Source organism: Dokdonella sp., assembly GCF_017744955.1.
GTDB lineage: Bacteria > Pseudomonadota > Gammaproteobacteria > Xanthomonadales > Rhodanobacteraceae > Dokdonella_A.
On sequence record NZ_JAGIAG010000006.1, the window covers coordinates 39,348 to 65,223 of the forward strand.

General features: G+C 67.1%; 16 protein-coding genes. 8 read left to right on the forward strand and 8 right to left on the reverse strand.

The features are described 5' to 3' along the window. Positions 1-137 precede the first annotated feature (137 nt). Complete coding sequence (locus J7520_RS13515) at positions 138-7,022, forward strand: autotransporter-associated beta strand repeat-containing protein (RefSeq protein WP_291189140.1); 6,885 nt, start codon at positions 138-140, stop codon at positions 7,020-7,022. Between the two features lie 165 nt (positions 7,023-7,187). Here the strand turns inward: J7520_RS13515 and J7520_RS13520 are convergent, their stop codons facing one another. Further along, positions 7,188-7,820, reverse strand: coding sequence for a PQQ-binding-like beta-propeller repeat protein (locus J7520_RS13520; RefSeq protein ID WP_291189142.1), 633 nt, complete (start codon positions 7,818-7,820; stop codon positions 7,188-7,190). Positions 7,821-7,829: 9 nt separating this feature from the next. Then, entirely contained in the window at positions 7,830-9,050 is a 1,221-nt protein-coding gene (locus J7520_RS13525) for a helix-turn-helix domain-containing protein (RefSeq protein WP_291189144.1), read from the reverse strand. Positions 9,051-9,158: 108 nt separating this feature from the next. Between J7520_RS13525 and J7520_RS13530 the strand changes: the two genes are divergently transcribed. Beyond that, positions 9,159-9,968 carry a DUF899 domain-containing protein gene (locus J7520_RS13530; RefSeq protein ID WP_291189146.1) on the forward strand — a complete coding sequence of 270 codons (810 nt, stop codon included), beginning with the start codon at positions 9,159-9,161 and terminating at the stop codon, positions 9,966-9,968. A gap of 89 nt (positions 9,969-10,057) precedes the next feature. Further along, positions 10,058-10,801, forward strand: a complete 744-nt coding sequence (locus tag J7520_RS13535; RefSeq protein WP_291189148.1) for a DUF2182 domain-containing protein — start codon at positions 10,058-10,060, stop codon at positions 10,799-10,801. Here J7520_RS13535 and J7520_RS13540 read toward each other — a convergent pair whose 3' ends face one another. After that, positions 10,802-12,451 (reverse strand): M28 family metallopeptidase, encoded by a 1,650-nt coding sequence (locus tag J7520_RS13540; protein ID WP_291189150.1) that lies wholly within the window; start codon positions 12,449-12,451, stop codon positions 10,802-10,804. 291 nt (positions 12,452-12,742) lie between these two features. Here J7520_RS13540 and J7520_RS13545 point away from each other — a divergent pair, with 291 nt between their 5' ends. The 3 genes from J7520_RS13545 (at position 12,743) to J7520_RS13555 (ending at position 14,688) form a co-directional block, all read left to right on the forward strand. Next, positions 12,743-13,321, forward strand: coding sequence for a gamma-glutamylcyclotransferase (locus J7520_RS13545; protein WP_291189152.1), 579 nt, complete (start codon positions 12,743-12,745; stop codon positions 13,319-13,321). Positions 13,322-13,448: 127 nt separating this feature from the next. Beyond that, on the forward strand, positions 13,449-14,171 hold the full coding sequence (locus tag J7520_RS13550) for an rRNA pseudouridine synthase (protein WP_291189154.1): 723 nt from the start codon (positions 13,449-13,451) through the stop codon (positions 14,169-14,171). A gap of 4 nt (positions 14,172-14,175) precedes the next feature. Continuing rightward, the gene (locus J7520_RS13555; RefSeq protein WP_291189156.1) at positions 14,176-14,688 is read left to right on the forward strand and encodes a YgjP-like metallopeptidase domain-containing protein; all 513 of its coding nucleotides are present in this window, start codon (positions 14,176-14,178) and stop codon (positions 14,686-14,688) included. 261 nt (positions 14,689-14,949) lie between these two features. Here J7520_RS13555 and J7520_RS13560 read toward each other — a convergent pair whose 3' ends face one another. The 3 genes from J7520_RS13560 to ligA all read right to left on the reverse strand — a co-directional run bounded on the left by J7520_RS13560 (position 14,950) and on the right by ligA (position 22,984). Then, a complete protein-coding gene (locus J7520_RS13560; RefSeq protein WP_291189158.1) occupies positions 14,950-16,704 on the reverse strand; it encodes a phospholipase D-like domain-containing protein in 1,755 nt (584 codons plus the stop codon). Beyond that, on the reverse strand, positions 16,701-20,297 hold the full coding sequence (locus tag J7520_RS13565; RefSeq protein WP_291189160.1) for an AAA domain-containing protein: 3,597 nt from the start codon (positions 20,295-20,297) through the stop codon (positions 16,701-16,703). Before J7520_RS13565 ends, J7520_RS13560 begins: the two co-directional genes overlap by 4 nt. 293 nt (positions 20,298-20,590) lie before the next feature. Continuing rightward, positions 20,591-22,984, reverse strand: coding sequence for an NAD-dependent DNA ligase LigA (gene ligA / locus J7520_RS13570; protein ID WP_291189162.1), 2,394 nt, complete (start codon positions 22,982-22,984; stop codon positions 20,591-20,593). A gap of 356 nt (positions 22,985-23,340) precedes the next feature. Here ligA and J7520_RS13575 point away from each other — a divergent pair, with 356 nt between their 5' ends. Then, positions 23,341-24,183, forward strand: coding sequence for a hypothetical protein (locus J7520_RS13575; protein ID WP_291189164.1), 843 nt, complete (start codon positions 23,341-23,343; stop codon positions 24,181-24,183). 192 nt (positions 24,184-24,375) lie between these two features. On the opposite strand, the gene J7520_RS13580 is transcribed toward J7520_RS13575, so the two are convergent. Both J7520_RS13580 and J7520_RS13585 read right to left on the reverse strand, forming a co-directional pair. Further along, positions 24,376-24,813 (reverse strand): hypothetical protein, encoded by a 438-nt coding sequence (locus J7520_RS13580; protein ID WP_291189166.1) that lies wholly within the window; start codon positions 24,811-24,813, stop codon positions 24,376-24,378. Beyond that, positions 24,810-25,376 (reverse strand): sigma-70 family RNA polymerase sigma factor, encoded by a 567-nt coding sequence (locus J7520_RS13585; protein ID WP_291189167.1) that lies wholly within the window; start codon positions 25,374-25,376, stop codon positions 24,810-24,812. Before J7520_RS13585 ends, J7520_RS13580 begins: the two co-directional genes overlap by 4 nt. A 138-nt stretch (positions 25,377-25,514) precedes the next feature. On the opposite strand from J7520_RS13585, the gene J7520_RS13590 reads away from it, so the two are divergent. Next, entirely contained in the window at positions 25,515-25,844 is a 330-nt protein-coding gene (locus J7520_RS13590; protein WP_291189169.1) for a DUF6249 domain-containing protein, read from the forward strand. Positions 25,845-25,876 lie beyond the last annotated feature (32 nt).

Below are 25,876 nucleotides of genomic sequence, written 5' to 3' on the forward strand. Positions count from 1 at the left end.
CCGGGCCGCGAACGAGGCCTCGACCATGCCATCGGTCCCGACCGGCGCCGATGCGGCGACTCCGATGATCCCTGGCGACCCCGAAATACGAATATCGGGACAGCGTTGCCATTGCTCGACATCCAGGGGAAAAGATCGTGCTCGATCGCGTCGTCGCCGCACCGTTTCGTCTCGTCCATTGCCGCCGCGCGATCCGCCTCGGCCTGTCGGCGACGCTCGCGCTCGTGCCGATGGAGCGCGCCCTCGCGGCGTTCGCGCCCTGCGACACGCCCGCTTCCGACTGCGAGATCCTGACCGATCGCACGTACACGGACCCCAACGTCTACGACTACACCAACAAGAACACGCTCGACATCATGTCCGCGGGAGGGGTGTACCCCACCATCACGCAGATTGGCGGCACCGTCGTCACCAAGGGCCTCGGGCTGTGGAATGGCGTCACCTGGAACATCAGCGGCGGCACGATCAACGACGCCGGCGACCTGATTGTGGCCATCTACAGCAGCGGCGCGATCACCTCACGCATGACCCAGACCGGCGGCACGGTGAACGTCGGAACCGACGTCAGGTTCTCGATCTACAACGGCAACACCGGCATCTACACCTTGAACGGCGGGCAACTCAACGCCCGCTCGGTCAACCTGGTGGCCGGTTCGGGGAACTCCGCCGCGGCCTACCTCTATCTCAACGGCGGCACGCTGACCGCCAACGAAATCAAGCGCGACGGCGACAGTACGGGCCAGCAGACCACGGCCGAACTCCGCTTCAACGGCGGCACGCTGCGCGCCGGCAGCACCGACAATCCCAACTGGATCAATTTCAACAACGGCTGGGACCGCCGCTACAGCACCACCGTGCTCGCGATCGACGCCGGCGGTGCGATCTTCGACACGAACGGGCGCAGCATGGGCATCCAGCAGCCGCTGCCCGTCGCGTTCTCGCTCGGCAGCCCGGTGTCGCCGGGCATCAGCGGCGGCGGCGTGACCAAGCGCGGCGCCGGCACGCTGACCTTGAGCGCCGGCAATGCCTACACCGGCAACACCGTCGTCGAAGCCGGCACGCTGGCGCTGGCCAACGTGAACGCCGCGGTGAACAGCACGGTCGTGTTGAACGGCGGCACGCTCGGGTTCGGCGCGATCGCCAATGCGACGTTCGGCGGCCTCGGCGGCTCGCAGAACTTCGCGCTGCAGAACGCCGGCGGCGCGGCCGTCGCGCTCGTCGTGGGCAACAACGGCTCGAGCACGACCTATTCCGGAGCGATGAGCGGCCCGGGCTCGCTGACCAAGATCGGCGGCGGCACATTGACCTTGGCCGGCACCAGCAGCTACGCCGGCGCGACGTCGGTCAGCGCGGGCACGCTGCGCGTCAACGGCACGAGCGGCAGCGGCGCCTTGACCGTCGCCGGCGGCGCCACGCTCGGCGGCAGCGGTCGCGTCGCGGGCATTGCGACCGCACAGAACGGCAGCCATCTCGCGCCCGGCAATTCGCCGGGCACGCTGACGTTCTCCGGCGGACTCGCCTTGAACGCCGGCGCCGTGCTCGATCTGGAGCTCGGCACGGCGAGCGACCTGATCAAGGTCAGCGGCGGCACCTTCAGCGCAGCGAACGGCGTCACGATCAATGTCGCCGACAGCGGCGGCTTCGGCGCGGGCAGCTACACCCTGATCGACTTCACCGGCGCGACCGCGAACGCCGTAGGAGCTGCGAATTTCGCGCTCGGCGCCAAGCCAGCCGGAACGTACCTCTACACGCTCAGCGTGCAGGGTACGAAGCTGGTGCTGACCGCGGCGCTGCCGCCGCCGGTGGTGACCAGCGTGAACGTGCCCACCGACGGTCTCTACAACGCCGGCAAGACGCTCGACTTCACCGTGCACTTCGACAAGGCGGTGACGGCGACGGGTACGCCGCGCCTGCCGATCGCGCTCGATTCCGGCACGGCGTACGCGAACTACTTTTCCGGCAGCGGCACGCGCGATCTCGTTTTCCGCTACACCGTGGCCGCCGGCCACAACGACGCCGACGGCATCACGCTCGTGCCGACGATCAACGTCGCGGCCGGCACGCTGCGCGATTCGGCCGGCACCGACGCCGACCCGACCTTGAACAACCTGCCGTCGACCGCAGGCATCCGCATCGACACCACCGCGCCGCAGGCGACCTCGATGCGCATCGTCGGCTCGCCGCCGCCGAGCAGCGTCACCATCACCTACACGGTGACGTTCTCGGAAGGCGTCACGGGCGTCGACGCGCCCGATTTCAACGTCGAGACGATCGACGGCAATGCGAGCGGCCAGGTCGCCACGGTCAGCGGCAGCGGCGGCACCTACACGGTCGTCGTCTATCGCATAGGCGGCGTCGGCCACCTGTTCCTCACCTTGCGCAACGGCGGCACCGGCATCGTCGACGCCGCCGGCAACGCGATCGCGGGCGGCTTCCGTCTCGGCGATTCGTTCCTGGCCAATGTGCAGCGCCGCTGCCACGTCGACCAGGCGGCCGTCGGCGCGAATGACGGCACCACCTGGGCCGATGCCTACGTCGACCTGCAATCGGCCGTGCGCGATGTGGGCTGCGTGGAAACCTGGGCGGCGAAAGGCGTCTACAAGCCCGGCAGCGCGAAGGCCGACAGTTTCCAGCTTCGCGCCGGCGCGAAGCTCTACGGCGGCTTCGCCGGCGTCGAAACCGACCTCGCGGAACGCACGGCGGTAGTGATCGCCGCCCATCCCACCGTGCTCTCCGGCGACATCGACGGCAACGACGCGGCCGACGCGAACGGCGTCGTACTCGACGCCAATCAGATCGCCGGCAGCAACAGCACCAACGTCATCCTGATGAACAAGGCGGGTGGGCCCGGCTACGGCGAGGACACCGTGCTCGACGGCGTTGTCATCACCGCGGGCGACGCCAGCGGCAGCGCCGGCGGCGGCTTGCGCTGCGATGCTTCGCTGGGGCAGACCCGATGCAGCTTCACCTTGAGCAATCTCGTCTTCAGCGGCAACCGCGCGCTCACCGGCGGCGGCATCAGCCTGTCGGCCAGCAGCGGCAATGCCGATCCGGTGCTGTCGAAGATCCTGTTCCGCGGCAACCGCGCGACGCAGACCGGCGGCGCCGTCTCGCTCGGTGCGACGGCCGCCGGCGCCAGCGTGAGCCCGAGCTTCGACAACGTCGTCTTCAGCGGCAACTACGCGCCGAACTGGGGTGGCGCGGTCAGCCTCAACGTCAACGTCGCCACGCTCACCCCGACCTTCGACAACGTCACCTTCCGCGGCAACGTCAGCGGTGCGCGCCGCGGCGGCGCGATCGCCAGCCAGGCCTTCGGCGGCGGCACCAGCCGCCCGACGCTGCGCAACTCGATCCTGTGGGGCGACGGCGACGCCGGCGATCCGGAGATCGCGCTCGACGGCAGCGGCACCGCCGTACTCGAGCGCAGCCTCGTGCAGGGCGGCTGTCCCGGTGCGAGCAGTTGCACCGACCTGATCGGCGGCGATCCGCAGCTGGGTGCGCTCGGCGACCACGGCGGCGCCGTTCCGTCCCTGCTGCCCGGCGCCGGCGGCGCCGCGATCGACGCCGGCAGCTGCCGGCTGCTCGACGACCTGCGCGGCGTCGCCAGGCCGCAGGGGGCCGGCTGCGACGTGGGCGCGACCGAGTACCGGCAGTCGAGCCTGGACGTCCACGTCGAAGGCCGCGGCAGCGTGACGGCCGGCGTGCCGCCGATGCCGCTGGAGGGCGACATCGTCGACTGCGCGGACAGCTGCAGCGCGATCTACGACGGCGAGACCTCGCCGACCGTCACGCTCACCGCGATGCCGGACGCGCTGCAGAACTTCATCGGCTGGAGCGGCGATTGCAGCGGCAGCGAAGCGGTGATCACGGTCGCGATGACGCAGGCGCGGACGTGCACGGCGACCTTCGAGACGATGCTGTTCACGGTCTCGCCGAGCGTCGACGGCGAGCACGGCGCGATCGAACCATCGGTGCCGTTCACCGTCGCCGGCGGCGACACGACCCGGTTCGACCTGACGCCCGATCCCAACTACCACGTCGCCGGCGTCGACGGCAGCTGCGGCGGCACGCTGTCCGGACCCGACGACACGACCTATACCACCGAGCCGATCGTCGGCGACTGCACCGTGGTGGCGCGCTTCGCCATCGACCAGCATACGATCGACGCGAGCGTCGACGGCGGCCACGGCGCCATCGATCCGTCCGGCGCACTGCTGGTCGATCACGGCGCGGCACAGCAGTTCGTGCTGACGCCGGAGGCGAACTACCACGTCGCCAGCGTCGACGGCAGCTGCGGCGGCAATCTCGTCGGCAACACCTACATCACCGAGACGGTGACGCAGGACTGCAGCGTGGTCGCGCATTTCGCCATCGACCAGCACACGGTCGAGGCCAGCGTCGACGGCGGCCACGGCGCCATCAATCCGTCCGGCACGCTGCTGGTCGACCACGGCGCGGCGCAGCAGTTCGTGCTGACACCGGAAGCGAACTATCACGTCGACCACGTCGACGGCAGTTGCGGCGGCAGCCTGGTCGGCGACACCTACGTCGTCGACGCGGTGACGCAGGATTGCAGCGTGGTCGCGCATTTCGCGATCGACCAGCACATGCTGAGCTCGAGCGTGGCCGGCGGCCACGGCACGATCGCGCCCGAGGGAACGCAGTTGGTCGATCACGGCGAAACGCGCCAGTTCGTGCTGACGCCGGAGGCGAACTACCACGTCGCCGGCGTCGACGGCAGCTGCGGCGGCAGCCTGGCCGGCAACGTCTACACCAGCGCCGCAGTGACGCAGGACTGCACGGTCGTCGCGCACTTCGCGATCGACCGCCATACCGTCGCGCCGAGCGTCGCAGGCGGGCACGGCGCGATCAGTCCGTCCGAAGCGCAAACGATCGATCATGGCACGACGCAGTCGTTCACGCTGACGCCGGAAGCGAACTACCACGTCGCCAGCGTCGATGGCAGCTGCGGCGGCAGCTTGGCCGGCAACGTCTACACCACCGCCGCGGTGACGCAGGACTGCACGGTCGTCGCGCATTTCGCGATCGACCGCCACACCGTCACGCCGAGCGTCGCTGGCGGGCACGGCGCGATCAGTCCGTCCGAAGCGCAAACGGTCGATCACGGCACGACGCAGTCGTTCACGCTGACACCGGAGGCGAACTACCACGTCGCCAGCGTCGACGGCAGCTGCGGCGGCAATCTGGCCGGCAACGTCTACACCATCGCCGCGGTGACGCAGGACTGCACGGTCGTCGCGCACTTCGCGATCGACCGCCACACCGTCACGCCGAGCGTCGCGGGCGGGCACGGCGCGATCAGTCCGTCCGAAGCGCAAACGATCGATCACGGCACGACGCAGTCGTTCACGCTGACGCCGGAGGCGAACTATCACGTCGCCAGCGTCGACGGCAGCTGCGGCGGCAGTCTGGCCGGCAACGTCTACACCACCGGGGCGGTGACGCAGGACTGCACGGTCATCGCGCACTTCGCGATCGACCGCCACACCGTCACGCCGAGCGTCGCGGGCGGACATGGCACGATCAGCCCGTCCGAAGCACAAACGGTCGATCACGATGCGACGCCGTCGTTCACGCTGACACCGGAGGCGAACTACCACGTCGCCAGCGTCGACGGCAGCTGCGGCGGCAATCTGGCCGGCAACGTCTACACCACCGCCGCGGTGACGCAGGACTGCACGGTCGTCGCCCACTTCGCGATCGACCGCCACACCGTCACGCCGAGCGTGGTCGGCGGCCACGGCACGATCAGTCCCTCCAAACCGCAAGCGGTCGACCACGGAGCAACGACCGCGCTCACCGTGACGCCCGCGCCGCACTACCACGTCGATACGGTCGACGGCAGCTGTGGCGGCCAGCTCGCCGGCCAGACCTACACCACCGACGCGATCGTCGCCGACTGCACGGTCGTCGCGCACTTCGCGATCGACACGCACACGATCGGCGGAAGCGTGCAGGGCCTGCTCGGCTCCGGCCTCGTGCTGCGTTTGAACGGCAGCGACGACACGCCGATCGCGTCGAACGGCAGCTTCACGCTGCAGCCGGCACTCGACGACCTGAGCACTTATGCGGTCACCATCGCGCAGCAGCCGACGGCGCCGGCGCAGCTGTGCAGCGTGACCGGCGGCAGCGGCGTACTCGACGGCAGCGACGTCACCGACGTGGTGGTCGACTGCGCCCCGGCGCAGCCGCATCTGGTCGTGTCGGTCAGCGACGATCGGGACTACGCGCGCTACGGCCGCCTGGTGAACTATCTGGTGACGATCGCCAACGACGGCGACGGCGACGCGGTCGGCATCCGCCTGCGCGACCTGCAACCGCCGCAGCTGGACGGTGCGTCGGCGACCTGGATCTGCATCAACGGCGGCGACGGCGCGCACTGCACCGCGCAGGGCAGCGGCCCGCTGCAGGACACCGAAGTGTCGATCCCGGCCGGCCGCGCGCTGGCGTGGCTGGTGACCGCACCGGTGCTCCCCGACGCCCCCGGCCCGCGCATCGACTACCAGGTCGAGATCGACGGTCCGGCGACGGCCAACGCGCTCGACAGCGACCTGCTGGTGCTGCTGCGCAGCGGCTTCGACGTGATGGGCAGCGACGGCGCCGAATCCACCGGCGACGCGACCTGCCACGCGGCGACCCGGCGCACGCAAACGCTCGACGCCGCGACCGGCTTCGCCTTCGAGCTCGCGGCGGGATCCAGCGATCGGATCGAACGGATTGTGCAGGCGCAGGCGCCGGACGGCATCGGCATCCGCGTCGAGCGCCTGGGTTCAGCCGGCGCGACGCGCGTGCGGCTGGTGGTGTCGGCGCGCGACGAGATCGAGCGCGCCAGCGCCTGGGTGCCGGCGGAAACCGGTGCGCCGCTTTTGCTAGGCATCGCCGCGAGCGGCAGCGAGGCGAGCGTGCTGCTGGAAGGCGCGGCGCGGTCGATCGAGCTGGCGCTGCCATCCGCCGCCGGCGCCGAGTTCAGCCTGACCTCGTTCGACGGCGGCTGCCGCTGATGGGACGACCGCGGCGCGCGCACTGCGCGCCGCGATCAGGTTCGGCGACTGGCCGTATCCGCGCCGCACTGCGTTCCTCGGCGCGACTTCCTCGCCGCAGAGGCTCGGTCGCGCGAACGCGTGGCGGCGGAAACCGGATGCCGACTCCGCAGCAACGCCCGCTGCTCATTTCGGCCGACGCACGGCCCTCACCTTGCCGCTGCTGCCGCCGCCGCAGTAGAAGCGGTCGGCGCCGTCGGATTCGAGTCCCGACACGGCGACGCCCGGCGGCATCTCCAGCCGCTCCAGCACTTCGCCGGTTTCCGGTTCGATGTGCCGCAGCTCGCTTTGGTCGCCTTCCCAGGTGGCGTGCCAGAGTTCGCCGTCGACCCAGGTGACGCCGGTGACGAAGCGGTTGGATTCGATCGTGCGCAGCACCTTGCCGGTGTCGGGGTCGATCTGACGGATCTTGCGCTCGCGATACTGCCCGACCCAGAGCGTGCCTTCGGCCCAGGCCAGGCCGGAATCGCCACCGCCGCCGGGCGCCGGGATCGTGGCGAGCACGCGCCCGGTCTGCGGATCGATCTTGCGGATGCGGTCCTCGGCGATCTGGAACAGATGCCGGCCGTCGAACGCCGTCCCCGCGTGCGCGGCGACCTCGATCGAGCGCACGGTCTCGCCGTCGGCCGGATCGAACGCGTTCAAGCTGCCGCCGACGGCGAACCACACCTGCCGTCCGTCGTAGCTGACGCCGTGCACGGCGTCGACGCCCGGAAAGGGACCGTACTCGCGGATGATTTCTGCGTTTGCTCGTTTCATGCGGCCATCCTAGCCGCCGGGCAGCGGCACGGGGAGTAACAAGGTGGTCGCGAAACCGGGCAGCGGCGGTGCCAGCCAGCGGCGCGCGCGCCCGTGGCCGAGCGACTGCACCTTGCCGGCCGCGGCCAACGTCTCCAGCGCGCGTTGCACGGTGCGCTGGCCGGCGCCGAGCGCGAGCGACAAGGCCGAACTCGACCAGGCTTCGCCGTCGGCCAGCAAGGCGAGCACCGCGGCGTGCGGCTCCTCGACCGGCCGCGCCAGCACGGCGACCTCGTCGGTGCCGCGCGGCGCGAGCACGAAGCCGTCGCGCGTCGCGCTCACCGCGGCGAGCGGACGCAGCTTCGCGCGCAGGCGGCCGATCTCCACGCGCAGGCGCGCGCGATGCGTCTGGTCGACGTAGCGCGTGTGGAAGGCCTGCGCGATCAGCACGTCGCGCGCGACGTCGGCCGGCCAGGCCTGCGCCAGCAGGCGCGCGAGCGCGAACAGCACCGGCCGCGTCGCCAGCGCGATCGTCGTGCCTGCGCCGCGCACGAGATGGCGGCAGGCGTCGACGACCAGCGTGCGCGAAGCCAGCAGCGCCTCGACCTCGGCCAGTCGCAGCGATCGCTCGTGGCCGCGCGCGATCGCGCGCGCCGCCGGCGCATCGAGCACGGCGGAAACGTTCTCGACTTCGGCGATCAACGCCGGAACGGCCGCCTGCCGCGCCGCTTGCGCGGCAGCGGCGAGGCGCGTACGCGCGGCCGTCGCGTGCAGGCGGCGCAGCGCGATTCCGGCGCCGGCCAGTTCGTGCACGGCTTTCAGCGCCGGCGGCAGCAGCGCGGTATCGAGCCCGTCCAGCGCGCGCTCGGCTTCGTCGAGGCGGCCGATCAGCAGCAGGCGCCGGATCTCCAGATGGCGCGCGTGGGCGGCATTGGCGAGATCGCCGTGCGCTTCGAGCGTCGCGCGCGCCGCGGCCAACGCCTTCGTCGGCCAGCCGAGGTCGCGCGAAGCGAGCGCGATCTCGGCTTCCGCCACGACGCAGCGCGCGCGCGCCCTCGCCTCCTTCGCGCCGAACAGGCGCGCGGCGCGGCGCACCAGCGCCTTCGCGCGCGCGAACTCGCCGAGCTGCGCCATCGCGATGCCGCGCAGCGCGAGCGCAGGCGCGTCCTCGCGCAAGGCGACGCGCTTGAGCGCGCCGAGCGGATCGCCCGCCGCCAGCGCGCGTGCCGCCGCGGTGATCAACGAATCCATCGAAATCCCGCCACACTTGTCACTCACCGCCGGCGGCGGTCCGCGCCCAATCTACCGCATGACCGGCGACCGACGGGGTCGCCGGCATCCGCTGAAGGAGAACGCGCCATGACCACCACCCCACATCGCACCGCGACGCGCCAGGAATGGCGCGCCGAGCGCATCGAGCTGCTGCAGGCGGAAAAGGAGCTGACCCGCCGCAGCGACGAACTGGCGCGGCAGCGCCAGGCGCTGCCGTGGGTGCGCATCGACGAGCCGTACCGCTTCGACACCGACCAGGGCCGCGCGACGCTGGCCGACCTCTTCCGCGGCCGTTCGCAGCTGCTGGTCTACCACTTCATGTTCGGCACCGAGTTCGCCGCCGGCTGCCCGTCGTGCTCGTCGATCGCCGACGGCTTCAACGGCTTCTTCGTGCACCTGGAGAACCACGACGTCGCCTTCACCGCCGTCTCGCTGGCGCCGCTGGCGAAACTGCAGGCGTACAAGCGGCGCATGGGATGGAGCTTCCCGTGGGCGTCGTCGGCGGGCAGCACGTTCAACGCCGACTTCAACGTGTGGTTCGACGAAGAGCAGATGCGCCGGGGCATGGAATACAACTACCGGCGCGAGACGTCGTTCGCGTGGCGCGAAGGGGAAGCCGCCGGCGAGGGAGTGGAAGCGCAACTCGCGACGACGTGCGGAACCGACGTGTCCAACTACCACCGCGACCGGCCGGGCCTGAGCGCGTTCGTGCTGCAGGACGGCGTCGTGCATCACACCTACTCCACCTACGCGCGCGGGCTCGACGGGCTCTGGGGCGTCTACCAGTGGCTCGACCGCGCACCGAAGGGGCGCAACGAAGACGGCATCTGGTGGCGGCGCCACGACGAGTACGACGACGTCGCGGCGGGCAGCGCAGTCGCGTCATGCTGCGCCTGAGCCCAGCCATCGGCTCCGGCGCTATCGCCGCCTGCCGGGACGTCCCGTCCCGGCACGGCGACTCGCGGGTCTTCTTCGGCCTCTGCGCGATGCTGTTCGTCGCCGGCGCGGCGGTGACGATCCTCTGCCACGAGCCGGCGGCGAACGCGGAACCGGGGCCCGGCGGCTGGACGCTGCCGGGCGCGTGGGCCGCGATGTGCGGAACGTCGCCGTCGGCATCGGCCGTGACGTTCCTCGTCCTGTGGTCGGCGATGACGCTGGCGATGATGCTGCCCTCGTTCGCGCCGGCCCTGTGGCGCTGGCGCGTTTCGCTCGCGGCAGGCCGCACGAGGCGGCTCGCCGGTGCCGTCGCGATGGCCGGCCTCGGCTACTTCGTCGCGTGGAGCGTCGTCGGCCTGTGCGCGTTCGCGGCGAGCCGCGTCGCGGCGATCGTCGTTCTGCGCGAACCGGGTGTCGTGCTGGCGTTCCCGATCGTCGGCGGCGCCGTCGTCGCGCTCGCCGGCGCGTTGCAGTTCAGCGCTTGGAAGGCCCGCCATCTCGACGCCTGCCGCGGCTGGCCCGCCTGCAGCCGCGACGGCAGCGCGAGCCTCGCCGCGGCCTGGCGGCGCGGCCTGCACCTCGGCCGCCACTGCGTGTGCAGCTGCGCCGGATGGACGACGGCGCTGCTCGTCGGCGGCTCGATGGATCTCGGCGCGATGACGCTGGCGACGGTGGCGATCACGGCGGAACGCCTCGCCGCGGACGGCAAGTCGGCCGCGCGCATCGGCGGCGCGATCGCCGTCGGCCTCGGGCTGGCGCGCCTGGCGAGCGCCGCGGTTCTCGCCTGGCGGTGATCAGCGCCGCGCGGACGCGGTCCGCTCGCGCACCGCCTTGAATTCCGATCCGGCCTTCCACGCCGGCCAGCGCGTGGAATCGGCGAGGTCGCGGCCGATGTCGGCCATCACGGCGATGTCCTGCACCGCGCCGGCGAGATTCCAGTCCGGGCCGTAGGCGTCGCAGGGCTGGTGGTAGCAGCGGCCGGTGTAGTCGTCGACCCACTTCTGCCCGGCCGCGCGCCCGCCGTCGACGAGATCGGATGCGCCGGCGATGCCCATCATCAGCAGCACCGGCACGCCGCGCTTGGCGAACGAGAAGTGGTCCGCGCGATAGAACAGGCCGCGCTCGGGCAGGCTCTCGGGGGTGACGCTGCGCCCCTGCGCCTTGGCGTATTTCGCCAGATCGTCTTCGAGCGTGTCCTGCCCCGCGCCGACGAGAATCACGTCGCGCGCCTTGCCGGCGGTCTGCAGGATGTCGAGGGTCAGGTTGGCGACCGTCTTCTCCAGCGGATGCACCGGGTCGAGCGCGTAGGCTTCCGAACCGAGCAGACCGCGTTCTTCCGCGGTCCACAGTCCGAACACCACGCTGCGCTTGGGCGCCGGCTGCGCCTTGAACGTGCGCGCGATCTCCAGCAACGCGGCGACGCCGAGCGCATCGTCGTTCGCGCCGCGGCGGATCGTGTCGCCCTTCGCGTCCGCCAGGCCCTTGCCGTAGGCGTCCCAGTGCGCGCCGTAGAACACGACTTCGTGCGGCTGCTCGCTGCCGGCCAGCTTCGCCAGCACGTTGTGGCTCTGCACGACTTCGTGCGCGACCGGAATGTCGGCCGAGAACGTCGTGTTCTTCAGTGCCAGCGGGCGGAAATCCGGCCGCCGCGCGGCCTTGCGCTGCGCGGCGAGATCCAGTCCCGCGTCGGCGAACAACTTCGTCGCCGCCTCGCCCGAGATCCAGCCTTGCAGCGCGAGGCGGCTCAGCTTTTCCGGCGTGCGCTCGATGTCGTAGTTCTCGCCCTGCGGACTGGTGACGACGTTCCAGCCGTATCCCGCGCCGGGCGTGTCGTGCACGATCAGCGCGCCGATCGCGCCGCGACGCGAGGCTTCCTCGAATTTGTAGGTCCAGCGGCCGTAGTAGGTCATCGTCTTGCCGCCGAAGCGGCCGGCGGCCGGTTCGCCCTTGGTCGCTTCGAAATCCGGATCGTTGACCAGGAACACCGCGACCTTGCCGGCGAGGTCAGCACCCTTGAAGTCGTCCCACTTCCGCTCCGGCGCGTCGACGCCGTAGCCAACGAAGACCAGAGGCGCATGGTCGATCACCGCGCGGTCCTCGGGGCGGACCGTCGAGAGATACACCTCCCGGCCACGCTGCCAGGTTTGCGTCTTGCCGCCGATCGTCACGCCCAGCGTCGCCGGCGTGCCGAGTTTCGTGTGCAGCAGGGAGGCGACCTGCACCCAGCTCCCGTTCCGAGCGCCCGGTTCCAGTCCCAGCGCCTGGAAGCGGCCGATCAGATAGCCCACCGTGCGCTCCTCGCCCACCGTGCCTGGGGCGCGGCCCTCGAAGAAATCGGAGGCGAGCGTCCGCACGGTGTCGGCGAGGCGGTCGGCGTCGATGTCCTGTGCGGCAACGGGCGACGCGAGGGAGGAAAGCAGCAAGGCGACGAGCGAGAACTTCATTGGGCTGTCCGGTGCAAGGTGGCGCGAAAGCGCGCGGGGAGACATTCACGCGATCGGGCGCGAACTTCGGAGGACTTCCGATTTTGCCGCCATTCCCACAAGGCGTTCCACCATCGAAGACTGCTCATCCGAGTCGCCGCCTTCCATGGATGCCTGCGTTCGCGGGCATGACGTCAGGCGAGTGAATCGGACTTGCCTCAGCCGTGCGGGCGCTTGCTTCCCGACGCGCAGAAGTCGGCAAGCGACCGCACGCTGTACCATGCGCGCAGGACGTTTCGCTCGCCACTACCGATGTCTCACGACACGATCGCGCTCAACCAGCGCATGAACCGTTTCGGCGGCCACGCGCAGGTGTGGTTGTTCGGCTACGGGTCGCTGATCTACAAAGCCGATTTTCCGTACATCGAACGGCGCCCGGCGCGCATCCGCGACTGGTCGCGCCGCTTCTGGCAGGGCTCGCACGACCACCGCGGCACGCCCGACGCGCCCGGCCGCGTGCTGACCCTGGTGCCGGATCCGGGCGCGCTCTGCGCCGGCATGGCCTACCTGATCACGCCGGAAGTGTTCGCCCATCTCGACCATCGCGAAAAGAACGGCTACCTGCGTCACGCGACGACGATCGAGTTCGACGACGGCGACCGCGTGGAAGGACTCGTCTACATCGCATCACGCACCAACGCGGCTTGGCTCGGCCCGGCCTCGGAGGCGGAGATCGCGCGCCGTATCGCGACCTCGGAAGGGCCGAGCGGCCCCAACCGCGACTACCTCACGCACCTCGCCGAGGCGCTGCGCGCGCTCGGCGAGCATGACGCGCACGTGTTCGCCGTCGAGAAGCACCTGAATGCGCTCGACCGTCGGGAACCCGGCTGAGGGTATCGACGTCCGGCCGATCGTTTTCTCTACAGAAGGAGGAATACTCGCTGCCGCATGACTGCCGAAACGCCTGCCCGCGGCGCACACCTTTAGACTGCACGCCCTGCTTTCCCGATCCTTGCCCATGTCCGACCCCGTTCGTCTCGCCAAACGCGTCGCCGCCCTGCTCCGCTGTTCCCGCGCGGAGGCCGAGCGCTACATCGAGGGCGGCTGGGTATCGGTCGACGGGGTGGTGATCGAACAGCCGCAGCATCGGGTGTCGACCGAGACGGTGACCGTCGATCCCGATGCTCGCCTCGAAGCGGAAGAACCCGCGACCGTTCTGCTGCACAAGCCCGCCGGCTTCGACACCATCAGCGGTCCCAATCCGGCCACGGCACTGGTAACGCCGGCGACGCGCTGGGCGGAGGACGTTTCCGGCGTGCGCCCGCTCAAGCGCCATTTCGTCCGGCTGACGCCGCTGGTGCCGCTCGACCGCGACGGCAGCGGCCTGATGGCTCTGACCCAGGACGGCCGCGTCTGGCGCAGGCTCACCGAAGACGGCGACCAGATCGAGCAGGAGTTCATCGTCGAAGTCCGTGGCGAGATCGCGCCCTACGGCTTGCACCGCCTCAACCACGGCCTCAGTCACCAGGGGCGCGTGCTGCCCCCGTGCAAGGTCAGCTGGCAAAACGAAACCCGCCTGCGCTTCGCGATCAAGGCGGTCCAGGGCGGGCAGCTGCGCGACATGTGCGCGCAGGTCGGGCTCGAGGTCGTGGCGATCCGGCGCATCCGCATCGGCAAGATCTCGCTCGGCAAGATGCCCGCGGGGGCTTGGCGCTATCTGCCGGTCGGCGAGCGCTTTTGAGGCGATGCTCTTGAAGTACCTCGCGGGATATCCCGAAGCCACCCAAGCGCGAGTTCGCGACCTGATCGCGCAGGACCGGCTCGGCACGTACTTGCGCGACAAGTACCGCGAGCCGCACGAGGTGCGCACCGACAAGGCGCTGTACGACTACGTGCAGGCAGTGAAGGAGCGCCACCTACGCAAGGCCGAACCGCTCAACAAGGTCGTCTACGACGGCAAGCTGCAGGTGGTGAAGCATGCACTCGGCACGCACACCGCGGTGTCCCGCGCGCAGGGCAGCCGGCTCAAGGCCAGTCGCGAAATCCGCATCGCCAGCGTGTTCCGCGATGCCCCGGCGGACTTCCTGAAGATGATCGTGGTGCACGAACTGGCACACTTGAAGGAACGCGAGCACAACAAGGCTTTCTACCAGTTGTGCACGCACATCGAGGCGGACTACCACCAGTTGGAGTTCGACTTGCGGCTGTATCTGACCCATTTGGAATGCAAAGCCGGGATGGTCGGTAGCGGGAGCTAAAATAAGGAATGGGTTGGCGCGGAAGGGCAATGGGAGATCAATGGGAGATCAACGTCCGCGTTCGGCCAGAAGCGGACATTCGACGACTAACCGCATGAGCCGTAGCGCCTTTCCGCGCGCCGCCCTGCCTGTCTGGACAGCCCAGAGAAGACGAAACTGATCGCACAAACACCTTAGGCGGAATTCAGTACCACGCGGTATCGGCACTCAGGAGTGAGGCAGTGCAGGGACCAATCCCGAAAAGCATATCCAAATAGCCCATCACGCTATATGCGCATTGTCGAAAACACAGATAACGTGATCGGCGGCACGCGCTCCACCTACGTACACACCAATCTCCTGTAAAGGTTGATGGGACGATCCGTCGGTGGAAAGCCAGTTTTGACTAGAGATCACCACGGAATCGTCGTCCCAGGCCAAGATCTTCGCATGCAGTCGAGGATCGTGAACCGCTCTAAGCGTAAGGCCTTCGGATTGAGACCAAAGAATCAACTCCGACGCACCACCCGGGGTTAGGCCACCACTACTCCGATTAAAGTAGATGCGAGCGGCGATGCCCCGTTCGCTTTGCGCGGCCGCAACGGCTGGGAGAAGAACTGCTCGCTTTCCAACTTCGCTCACACGGTGGCTCGCTACAAATATCCGCTTGCTCGCCCCATCTCGGGCCTTGCGTACAAAGCTTGCATGAGCATCCCCGACAACGACTGCCATGGGCACCTTCATCCCCGAAGGTTTTTGTTGAGTCTTGCAGCTCACTGCGAACCGACTGAGCTCCCCAGTAAGTTTGTTCCAATGCCCCTCTCGCCCTTGCGATAGGCGAGCCAAAGCGCCCATCACTTGACCGACCAGCTCCGGATCACGGCATCGCACGGTGGCGTCGAAGCTGACGTATCCGGTCGAAAGCCAGTTGCACGACCCAACCGACGCAGAGAAACGCCCCCGACCGAGGTCGTCGGCGATGAGCAGTTTCGCATGTGAGTGCGTCGAGAAGTTGTGCAAGCTTATGAACGAATCAAGGCCAGCCGATGCCAGCTCCGCTTTAGTCCGCCCTACGAGCGCCAGAGTACTGCGGTAATCGTCAGTGTTGTCACCTTGGCCCCACAGAATGTCTGTCTGAACGCCGCGCATTGCAGCTTGCTTAAGGAGAGGAAGCACAAAGTCCAGACCGTCGTCAGAGATGAACGTGGAATGGATGAACACCCGAGTGTAGGCCTTCGCTATTGCCGATTTCAAAGCTGCCCGATGCGCATCCCCGCCAAGCACAAGATCCTCGCGGGAGAATGCGCAATCCGAAATGACGGGGATGGTCTCTGGGGCCACTACCCGAAATGTTGGTCCTACGTTTGCTTGCGGCGTTTCCGTCTTTGTCCGGTCAACGCGTTCCGCCGCTTCCAGAATGATCGTTGCTAGGCGCCCAGCACGAGGCGGCAGGCCGTCCACGCGGCCATTCTTCACTGTCAGAAGCGCGTAGTACCTCGCCAGCCGTTGACTGCTGGGCTCAACGCCAATGATCTCTTCATCTTCATCGGTCAGGCTTGCCAGTAGCTCGCTCGGCTCCGGCTGACTGAGTTCAGTCTCAGGCTCAAGGACGAGAATAGACGATCGGTCCGGCCTCTCATCGAGCCTGTGGCGCGGGATTGCCTGTAATTCGTAGCTGCGAAATGGGCTGCCGGTCAACTGATCTACGAAAAACGCAATCCATCTCTTCATCGACTTTCTGGCGGACGGCAACTCGTCGCTCGCGCCGACGCGCTCGCCAGCGGCAGTGGGTGAGAAGACATGTCCTCGCGCCGTACTTTCAACCTGGATCCAACCGGCTCGCATGAGACGCACGATCATCTCGATGATGACTCGTCTCGGCAGATTGGACTCGGAGACCAAGTCAGCAACCGAGCTCGGGCGCTGAACCAAAGCCTGCAGTATCAATTGCTCAACGATGCTCCAAGGGCGCCCCTTCAGCAGGTGAAATCTGCGCTTTCCTCGCAGCAGTGGCAACGCAACGCGCAACTCGCTCATGCCACCACCTCGACGTCCCTGTATTGAACTACGCCAACTTCGCTGCGACTCACGCCATCGTCGAGGGCGCCGATGAGGTCACGGAGAAAGCCGAAACGCTCTGCGCTTCGGCCAGTCATCTGCTCGGTAACGCTACGGAGGAAGTCAAAGCTTCCTACTAGCACCATTCGGTGCTTCGCACGGCTAAGCAGAACATTCATGCGCCGCGGATCGGTAAGAAAGCCCAGGGCTTGGGTAGGCTTGGTGTAATGATTGTTTCGCACCAGTGATACAACCACTACGTCCGCTTCACTCCCTTGGAACGAGTCAACCGTGCCACAGAAAGTGGGCGCACCATTTGCTGTAGAGAAGTCCGCAAGGTTACTAAGTCGATGATCCGCAAGCGAGATGGCTCGGCGGAGACGCTCGACCTGCCGCGCGTAGGGCGAAAGTACTGCGAGCGTCGGGTTGCTTCCATTCTTGGCCTGCAATTGCGAGAGTACCCACTCTACGGCGCGGACCTCGCGATTGTTGGTCCATGGCGGAAGAGAATCTCCCTCCAATTGGCCGACCTCGCCCTGCAGATCCGGCACATTCACAAGGGTTATGGCCGCACTGGGCAGCTCGCCCCCCTGCCTGGAAGCAACCGGTGAGGGCTCGGCGTCGAATCGGGCCTTTCGTTTTGGGTCGGTTCGCAGCGAACCATCATAGAACGTCTTTGAGATCAACTCGGCGATCTGAGGATGCATTCGGTGCTGGACGGTCAAGCTGCGCGCGATACGGCGCCCACCTTTCGACAGCTTTTGGCGCCCAAACTCTGCCTCGATCATTGTTTCAAACATGAGAAGCGCGTCTACCGCGGCTGCACCGACCGCTGCCGACGCTTCTTCGCCTGATTCCTGCCAGTACTCGAGTAGATCTTCCATAGCATCGCCGCGCAGTGAGCGACTAATTAGATTCGGTGCGACGGCCATGACTTCCTTGACTGAACTCGGAGACTTGAGCACCGCCCTCATCTCATCTGACCGGTAGGGGGGCAGCTGCTTGTGGTCACCAATCATCAGGCGCCGATGCGACAGCAAAAGCGGCGACACAAGTTCGCCACCTGTGGCCTTGCCTGCTTCCTCAACTATTGTCCAGTCAAACTGGCCGCGCTCCTCGATTAGGCGCTCGAGGTCTGGTGCGTTTGTCGTCGAGAAGACCATGTTGGCCGCGCGTAGAACTACGCCTTCGAAGGCGGTCCTGGCGCGCTGCTCTTTGGTGCTTGCGGGCTTCGCGCCGCCGTCTCTCTGAACACATTGACTCAGCGCTTTCAGTCGCTGCGCGAGGTAGGGGCTGGCTCTCGCGGCTAGTGGACTACTCACCACGCGAGCTATGAGATCAGACGAGCATCCAGCAAGATCGAAGTCCTCGGGCTGCTCAGTATTCTTTCGGTTCTTACAGCGAACGATGAGTGGCCGTTCAGCCTCATCCTTCGCTGTTACCGCATCCACCACTTCGTGCATCAGGTGATCGACCGCCGAATGACTCTGAGCAGTCAGAAGTAGTCTTGTCGTTGGCTCTTCAATGAACCTGCGACGCACTAGCTCTTTGACTAGATGAGTTTTGCCAACCCCCGGAGGGCCCTGTACGAGGTAGATCGGCAGAATTGCCGTCATTTCGCAAAGTGCTTCCTGCTTTGCCTCGTCTAGAGATGCAAAGTGCTCATCGCTGAAGTCGGCCGGGTCTTGGCTATCGAGCAGGCGCAAGCGCTGGTCAACCAGCATCTTCAGGAGCTCTTGATGCTCACCCAGCGAGTTCAAGGCGCGAATTCGACGCTTGAACTGGGTGATCGATCCAGCTGATGCACTAGGGACAAGGTAGAGATCCGTTGCAGAAGTCGTGGCTTCCTTCGCTGAAAAGCGGAATGTCGATCTCCCGTCGTCCTCCTGCATCCCCTCAAAACGCAGCTCCATGTCCACGAAGGTGCGCTCACCGAAGGTAGGTGTATCGGTGAGCGTCCAGATTCCTTGCGATTCAGACGCACCGGAATCGGAGTGGCCTCCAAGCTCTGCATCGAGCATGCGCTTGAAGCGGTCGATTACCGCAGGCTCGTTGAGCGCCTTCGAGAGGCTTTCTCGATCTGGGTCGGGGCGGACCTCGAGTGTGAACAGAACCCCGGAATCGTCATCCGCAAGTTGCGAGCTAGTCGACAAGACCCGAACTGGAACGATATCGGACACCGCGAATGCCAGCTCTACTAGCTGAGATAGAGCAAGAGCACGCAGAAGCTGACGCTCAGCGCTCGAACCGTCCTCTGATTTGGCAAAAGCTTGGCGCAACCCCTCCCAGCTAGTGAATCGTCGTCGGCTATGGGGGTTCGACGCATCCTTTGAGGTGATAACCTGTAGCGTGCTGCGAGGCAAGACTAATGGTGCGTGGCCCGCTTGCTTTGAGGTTACCTCATTGGTGGCGACACCCTCGCAGTACGCAGCATCCCAGTTCGACTGCTGACCGATCGGCCGAAAGGGGGATACCTTGTAGGTGAGCGCGTGCCCCCTAAGCTGAAACCCCATTGGTTCGCTCTGGTCGGGATGTCCTACCGGGATCAGGAGCGGCTCTGTTCCCAGGTCTCCCTCAATGAACGACAACTGTGACGCGGTATCTGCGATCTCGATCTCCTGACCAGATGCCTTTCGGATCGCTTCAGATAGCCGCGAGCCGTCTCCAAGGCGAACAACGAGCCCGTACTGCGCCTCCTTGCGAGCAATGCCTGCTTCTAGACGCCGCGCTATCTCATCAATCGCTTGGCAGATAGCGCTGCCATCCATCGGGTCGAGCGGTTCCTTTCCGATCATCTGCCTCAGCAGCCGAACCTCGGATGCGTCCAGATAGTCTCGGACTTGGAATGCGGGTACCGATATGTCATTGAGTCGATCGACACTAGCGTCCAAGAGGTTGGCGGCGAGGAAGCCAAGCTTGGCCCAATCGGAACGAAAGGAGTCGAATGTGCCAGATGAGTCCTTTTTTTGGGCGAGGTTCCGCGTGGAGTGTTCTTGACCCGTCAGGCGCATGGACCATTCGAATCCGGTCAGTTGGAAGTCCGGCGCACCCTCTCCGGAAGTCAGAACTGCCCAGTTATCGAGATTTCTGTGCAGGAGCCCCTGGGAGTGCAAAGTCTCCATCGCCTCTACCAGCCGACGGACGTTTTGCCAGATACGGAGCCTGCTGGCCGGGTTCCGAGGCGTTTTGAGCCAGTTCCCGGCAGGAAGATTCTCAAGGACGACCTGTAACGGCCGGCGTTGGCCGAGATCAAGTACTAGATAGAAGCCGTCTTTGTCTTGTGACGTCGAAAGCAGATTCGCGATTCGGCCCCCAGCACCTGGGTAGCCGGCAAGGCGCTGCAATTGACGCAGTTCGTGCCGCCATATTTCCTGAAGATCAGAATCATCGACCGCCGGTCTCCGGAGCCAATGCTTAATAAGCACAGGGACCCCGTCGAACAGCGCTTCTCGGAGTCCAGGACGGCCCGTAGCAAAGTCCGGTTTGACGAATTGTGTGGCGCTGAGCTCGAAGTTCCGTAGGAATCCCGGCCTCCGGCGCAATCGCACGACTGTTTCCGGCTTCTGAGCCATCTACTACGCCCCCAATATTGAGTTTGCCGCAAAGTGAATACTGAGCTGCTGCCGGGCGGCCACCGCGCAACAGCCTACCTATTTATGGTTCGACTTGGCTCATTTCGATTTAGAGCTGTCTCTCGGAGTCGTCAGGCTTGATTATCAGTTTGGCTGAACGGTAAAGGCTACTCGCCCGACAGGCCAGAGCTTGGAAGCCTCCAATGCCCCTTGCGCGAGTCACGAACTCGATAGGAGTGCATACGACCGCCCCTATGTCCGCTTTGGGTCGAAGTGCGACATACGATTCATTCCTACCCCACCAGAAACGCCAGCAACTTCGCCTCGTCCCAGATCTCGACACCAAGCTCTTGCGCCTTGTCGAGCTTTGAACCAGCCGCCTCGCCGGCGACGACGAAGCTGGTCTTCTTCGACACGCTGCCGGCGACTTTCGCGCCGAGCGCTTCGAGCTTCGCTTTCGCCTCGTCGCGCGTGAGCGACGACAAGGTGCCGGTGAGCACGACGGTCTGGCCTTCGAGCGGCAATGCCGCGACATCCGCCGTCTCGGGCAAGGCCGCCTGCAACGCGTGCAACGCATCGAAGCAGCGCTGCAGCAGGTGGCGATGCGCCTCGTCTTCGCGCCAGGCGACGAACGCCGCCGCGGTGTCGGCCGGCAGGCCGGCGGCGACGAGCTGGTGTTCGGGCACGTCGAGCAGCGCCTCCAGCGTGCCGAAATGCGTGGCGAGTTGCGCCGCGCGCTTTTCCGTCAGCTTCGGCGCCTCGAGATTGGCGAGCAGGGCCGCGACGTCGAGCTTCGCGCCCAGCTTCGGCGACGGCGCATGCGCATCGGTGATCTCGACGCCGCGTGCGAGCAGGTCGTCGATGACGCGCTGGTTGCCGGGCTGCTCGAAGAAGGCGTCGATCGCGCGCGCGACTTCGCCGCCGATGTCCGGTACCAGCTTCAGCAGCGGCCACGGCAGGTGACGGATCAGCGCCAGGTCGCCGAACCACGTCGTCAGCGTCTTCGCCGTGCTTTCGCCGACGTGCTCGATGCCGAGCGCGTAGAGGAAGCGTTCGAGCGTGGTGCGGCGGCTGAGCTCGATCGCCTCGATCAGGTTCTCGGCCCACTTCGTCGCGATCTTGCCGGCCTTCACCGTCTCCGGTGTCGTTCCGTCGCGCTCGTCGGCGCGGCGCTTCATCTCGAGCAGGTCGTCGAGCTTGAGCTTGTACAGATCGGCGACCGAGCCGAGATAGCCGAACTCGCCGAGATCCTCGATGTAGCGCTCGCCGAGCCCGTCGATGTCCATCGCGCGCCGTGCGGCGAAGTGGAACACCGCCTGCGTGCGCTGCGCGGCGCAGGTCAGGCCGCCGGTGCAGCGCGCGACCGCCTCGCCCTCCTCGCGCACGATGTCCGAGCCGCAGATCGGGCAGTGCGAGGGCATCTGCCAGGGATGCGTGCGCGCCGGGCGCAGCTCGGGCACCACGCGCACGACTTCCGGGATCACGTCGCCGGCGCGGCGCACGATCACCGTGTCGCCGATGCGCACGTCCAGGCGCGCGACCTGGTCGGTGTTGTGCAGGGTCGCGTTCGTCACGGTGACGCCGCCGACGAACACCGGCGCCAGGCGCGCGGTCGGCGTGGCGGCGCCGGTGCGGCCGATGTTGACCTCGATCGCCTCGACGCGGGTCTGCTGCTCCTGCGCCGGGAACTTGTGCGCCACCGCCCAGCGCGGCGTGCGGCCGACGAAGCCGAGTTCGCGCTGGCCGGCGACGTCGTCGAGCTTGTAGACGACACCGTCGATGTCGAACGGCAGCGCGTCGCGCTGCGCGCCGATGCGCGCGTAGTACGCCAGGCAGCCGGCGGCGCCGCGCGCGGTGTCGACCAGGGCGCTGACCGGAAAACCCCAGTCGCGCAGCTTCTTCAGCATCGCCGAATGCGAATCGGGCACCTTGCCGCCTTCGACCACGCCGAGCGCGTAGGCGTAGAACGCCAGCGGCCGCTGCGCGGTGATGCGCGGGTCGAGCTGACGCAGGCTGCCGGCGGCGGCGTTGCGCGGATTCACTAGCGGCTTGATCTTGCCGTCCGAGGCGCGCGCCTTCTCGTTGTAGGCCTCGAAACCGGCGCGCGGCATGTACACCTCGCCGCGCACTTCGAGCACGGCGGGCCAGTCCCCGCCGCGCGGCTTCGGCGACCCGTCTTCATTTTTCCCGCTGCGCAAGCGTAGCGGGATGGCCTTGATCGTGCGCAGGTTGGCGGTAACGTCCTCGCCGCGCGCACCGTCGCCGCGCGTGGCGCCGCGCACGAAGACGCCGTCCTCGTAGCGCAGGCTGATGGCGAGACCGTCGAACTTCGGTTCGACCGAGAACAACGGCTGCTCGATTTCCAGCCGCTCGACGATGCGGCGCACGAAGTCCTCGACTTCCTCGTCGCTGAACGCGTTGGCGAGCGAGAGCATCGGGATCTCGTGCAGCACCGTCGCGAACGCCGACGACGGCGTGCTGCCGACGCGCTGGGTCGGCGAGTCGGGCGTCGCCAGCTCGGGATGTTCGGTTTCCAGCGCTTCCAGCTCGCGCATCAGCTTGTCGTACTCGGCGTCCGGGAGGTCGGGATCGTCGAGCACGTGGTAGCGGTAGTTCGCGTCTTCGATGCGCGCGCGCAGCTCGGCGGCGCGCGCGGCGGGCTTGTTGCGGGAGTCGTGCGAGGTCATGGCGCGAATTCTAGAGCGTTTCGCGGGCGTCTTAGGTGGCTCTCGGCAGCTCGCCATCCCTGCGAAAGCGGAGGCGCTGTACCGCTTCCGTCTGCTCCGAACTCGACGGCGGGCCATATCGCTCTCGCGAGAAAATCGTTTCGCTCGCAGAGACGCCGAGAACGCAGAGAACAGCATCCAAAAGTATTTTTTCTCTGTCCGCGTTCTCTGCGTCTCTGCGAGAGTCCGCCTCTCGCATGTCGGAACGCGCCGCGCGGCGGCTGGACCTCGGTCCCACGAAGGACTTGCCGCACGGCGGCGTGACGAGTCGCGGCGGTTGTGCGCACACTGCCGATACCTGCCAACAGGAGGCTGCGATGGCGAAGAAGGACTGGGCGGCATTCCCGCATCCGGACAAGGCGTACGACTACGCCGGCGACAAGCTGGCCAAGGCCTGGCCGAAGCTGCACGCCGGCGACCAGGAGCCGTTTCCGGACGAGAAGCACCTCGCCGCCCTGCTCGAGGCCAATCCCAAGCTCGGCAAGGACGCGGGCGCGCTCGCCGCGTCGTTGCAGGATGCCTGGCGCGCGTTCCATCGCGGCGATTTCCAGCAGGCCTACGAACAAGGACTCGCGCTGAAGGCCGTGGGCGCCTCGGTCGCGATCAAGGCGGCCGGCATCCACGCGACCTACCTGGTCGACGACGAGAAGACCAGGGTCGCGCGCTACGAGGAACTGGTGCGCCTGGCCGACGAGGCCGTCGCGGCGCTGCCGAACGAAGCCAACAGCCATTACCGGCGCGCGTTCGCCATGGGACGCCTGAGCCAGGCGATCTCGATCACCAAGGCGCTGGCGCAGGGCCTCGCCGGCAAGGTGCGCGAGGCGCTGGATCGCACGCTGGATCTCGCGCCCAAGCACGCCGAAGCGCAGACCGCGCTCGGCCTGTACCACGCCGAGATCGTCGGCAAGGTCGGCGGCATGCTGGCCAAGCTGACCTACGGCGCCAATGCCGGCGACGCCGAGAAGCATCTCAAGCAGGCGTTGAAGCTGACGCCCGACTCGCCGATCGCCTGGATCGAGTTCGGCAACGGCCTGTTGCTGCTGCACGGCGACAAGCGCGAGGACGAGGTCGCCGAGGCCTGGGACAAGGCCGCCAAGCTGAAGCCGCGCGATGCGATGGAGGCGCTGGACGCGGCGTGGGCGCGCGAGCAGCTCGAATAGCGCTCGGCGTTTCGGGCGAGGAAGCCGGAAGCCTCCGCAGAACCGCCGGTCCGCGCGCACGAAGTTCGAGCCGGGTCTTCGAGGGATGCCTGCGTTCGCGCACCTGAGATCGACGAGGCGGCTCGGGCTTCCCCGGCGATTTCGCGGGTGTCCGCCCTTCAGCGCACACGTCCGTTAGGGCGCGCCTGCCGCCTAGCGCGTGTGCCCGTGCCAACCCTCGAACAGGCGCGAGACGCCGACGCAGGCCAGCAGCGCGAACAGCCATGGATTGGACAGCAGGCGCGCGTACGGCGCCAACGCCTCCAGCCAACCGGTACCGATGATCGCGATCGCCGCGCCGATCGCCAGACCGAACACGGCCACCAGCGCGCCGATCATGCCGCGTTCGAAGCGGCGGTCGCGCACTTCCGCCGCCGTGGCATCGGCCTCGATGCGCTGCACGACCTGGCTGGCGAAATCCGCCGGCAGCGCCTGTTCCAGCGGCTGGCGCAGCGTGCGCGACAACTGGCGGTAGCGCAGCAGGCGCGCGTCCTCGCCGGCGCTCGGCAAGCGGCGGCGCTCCTCGTCCAGGGCGCGTTCCTGCAAGGCCCATTCGCGTTCGATCGACGCCCGGCGGTTTTCGGTGTTCATGCGGCAACTCCGAGTCTGTCTTCCAACGCCTGGCGCAAGCGCAGGCGCGAGCGGAACAGATGGCTCTTGATCGTACCATCGGCCAGACCGGTGATCTGCGCGATGTCGGCGATCGAAGCCTCTTCCAGGTGATACAGGGTCAGTACGGTCCGCTGCAGCGGCGGCAAGGACTCGATCGCCGCGTGCAGGTGATTGGCTTCCTCGGCATCGGCACAGGCGGCTTCGAGGTCGAACTCGTCGCCGACGCCTTCGAGCAGGCTCGTCTCGTCCTCGTCGGCCGCCGGCTCGGCCAGCGGGATGCGCTGCTTTTCCAGGTGGCGCAGCGCGATCGAATAGGCCACGCGACCGATCCAGGACTTCAGCGCGCTCTCGTAGCGGTACTGGTGCAGCGACTGGTGCACGCGCAGGAACGTCTCCTGGCACAGCTCGCGCGCATCCTCCGGATGGCGCACCATGCGCTGGATGATGTGCCAGCACAGCCCCTGGTACTCGCGCACCAGGCGTTCGAATGCACCGCGTTCACGCGCGAGCACGGCTTCGACCAGGGCGCGGTCCGGGTTCATGGGGCGGCATCATCCATGCCGGTAGCGGATACGTCGAGGGCGGATCCGGTTGCAGGCGGGCAGCGATCGGCTCGCTGCAACCGGATCCGCCGCCGCCGTATCTCTGTCGCCGAACCTCCCCACCGCCGCGAGTGCGCCATGAGCAATGTCGAAATCCTGATCCCGATCGTGCTGTTCGTCTGCATCACCTACTGCGTGAAGTTGATCATCGACGCCCGCCTGCGCAGCAAGATGCTGAAAGACGGCGGCTCGGCGGACCTGATGCGCTCGATCATGCAGAACGAGGCGCAGCAGCGCCGCCATTCCTCCCTGCGCTCCGGCCTGATCCTGACCGCGATCGCGCTGGGCTTCACGGTGATCCAGATGAACGGCTGGCAGGAGATCAACGCCGGCGTGGTCGCCGTGCTCGCCGCCGCGACCGGCATTGGCAACCTGGTGTTCTACGCGCTCACGCGCCGGCTGGACTGAAACGCCGTCTTGTCTCTACCGCGCGGGGCGGC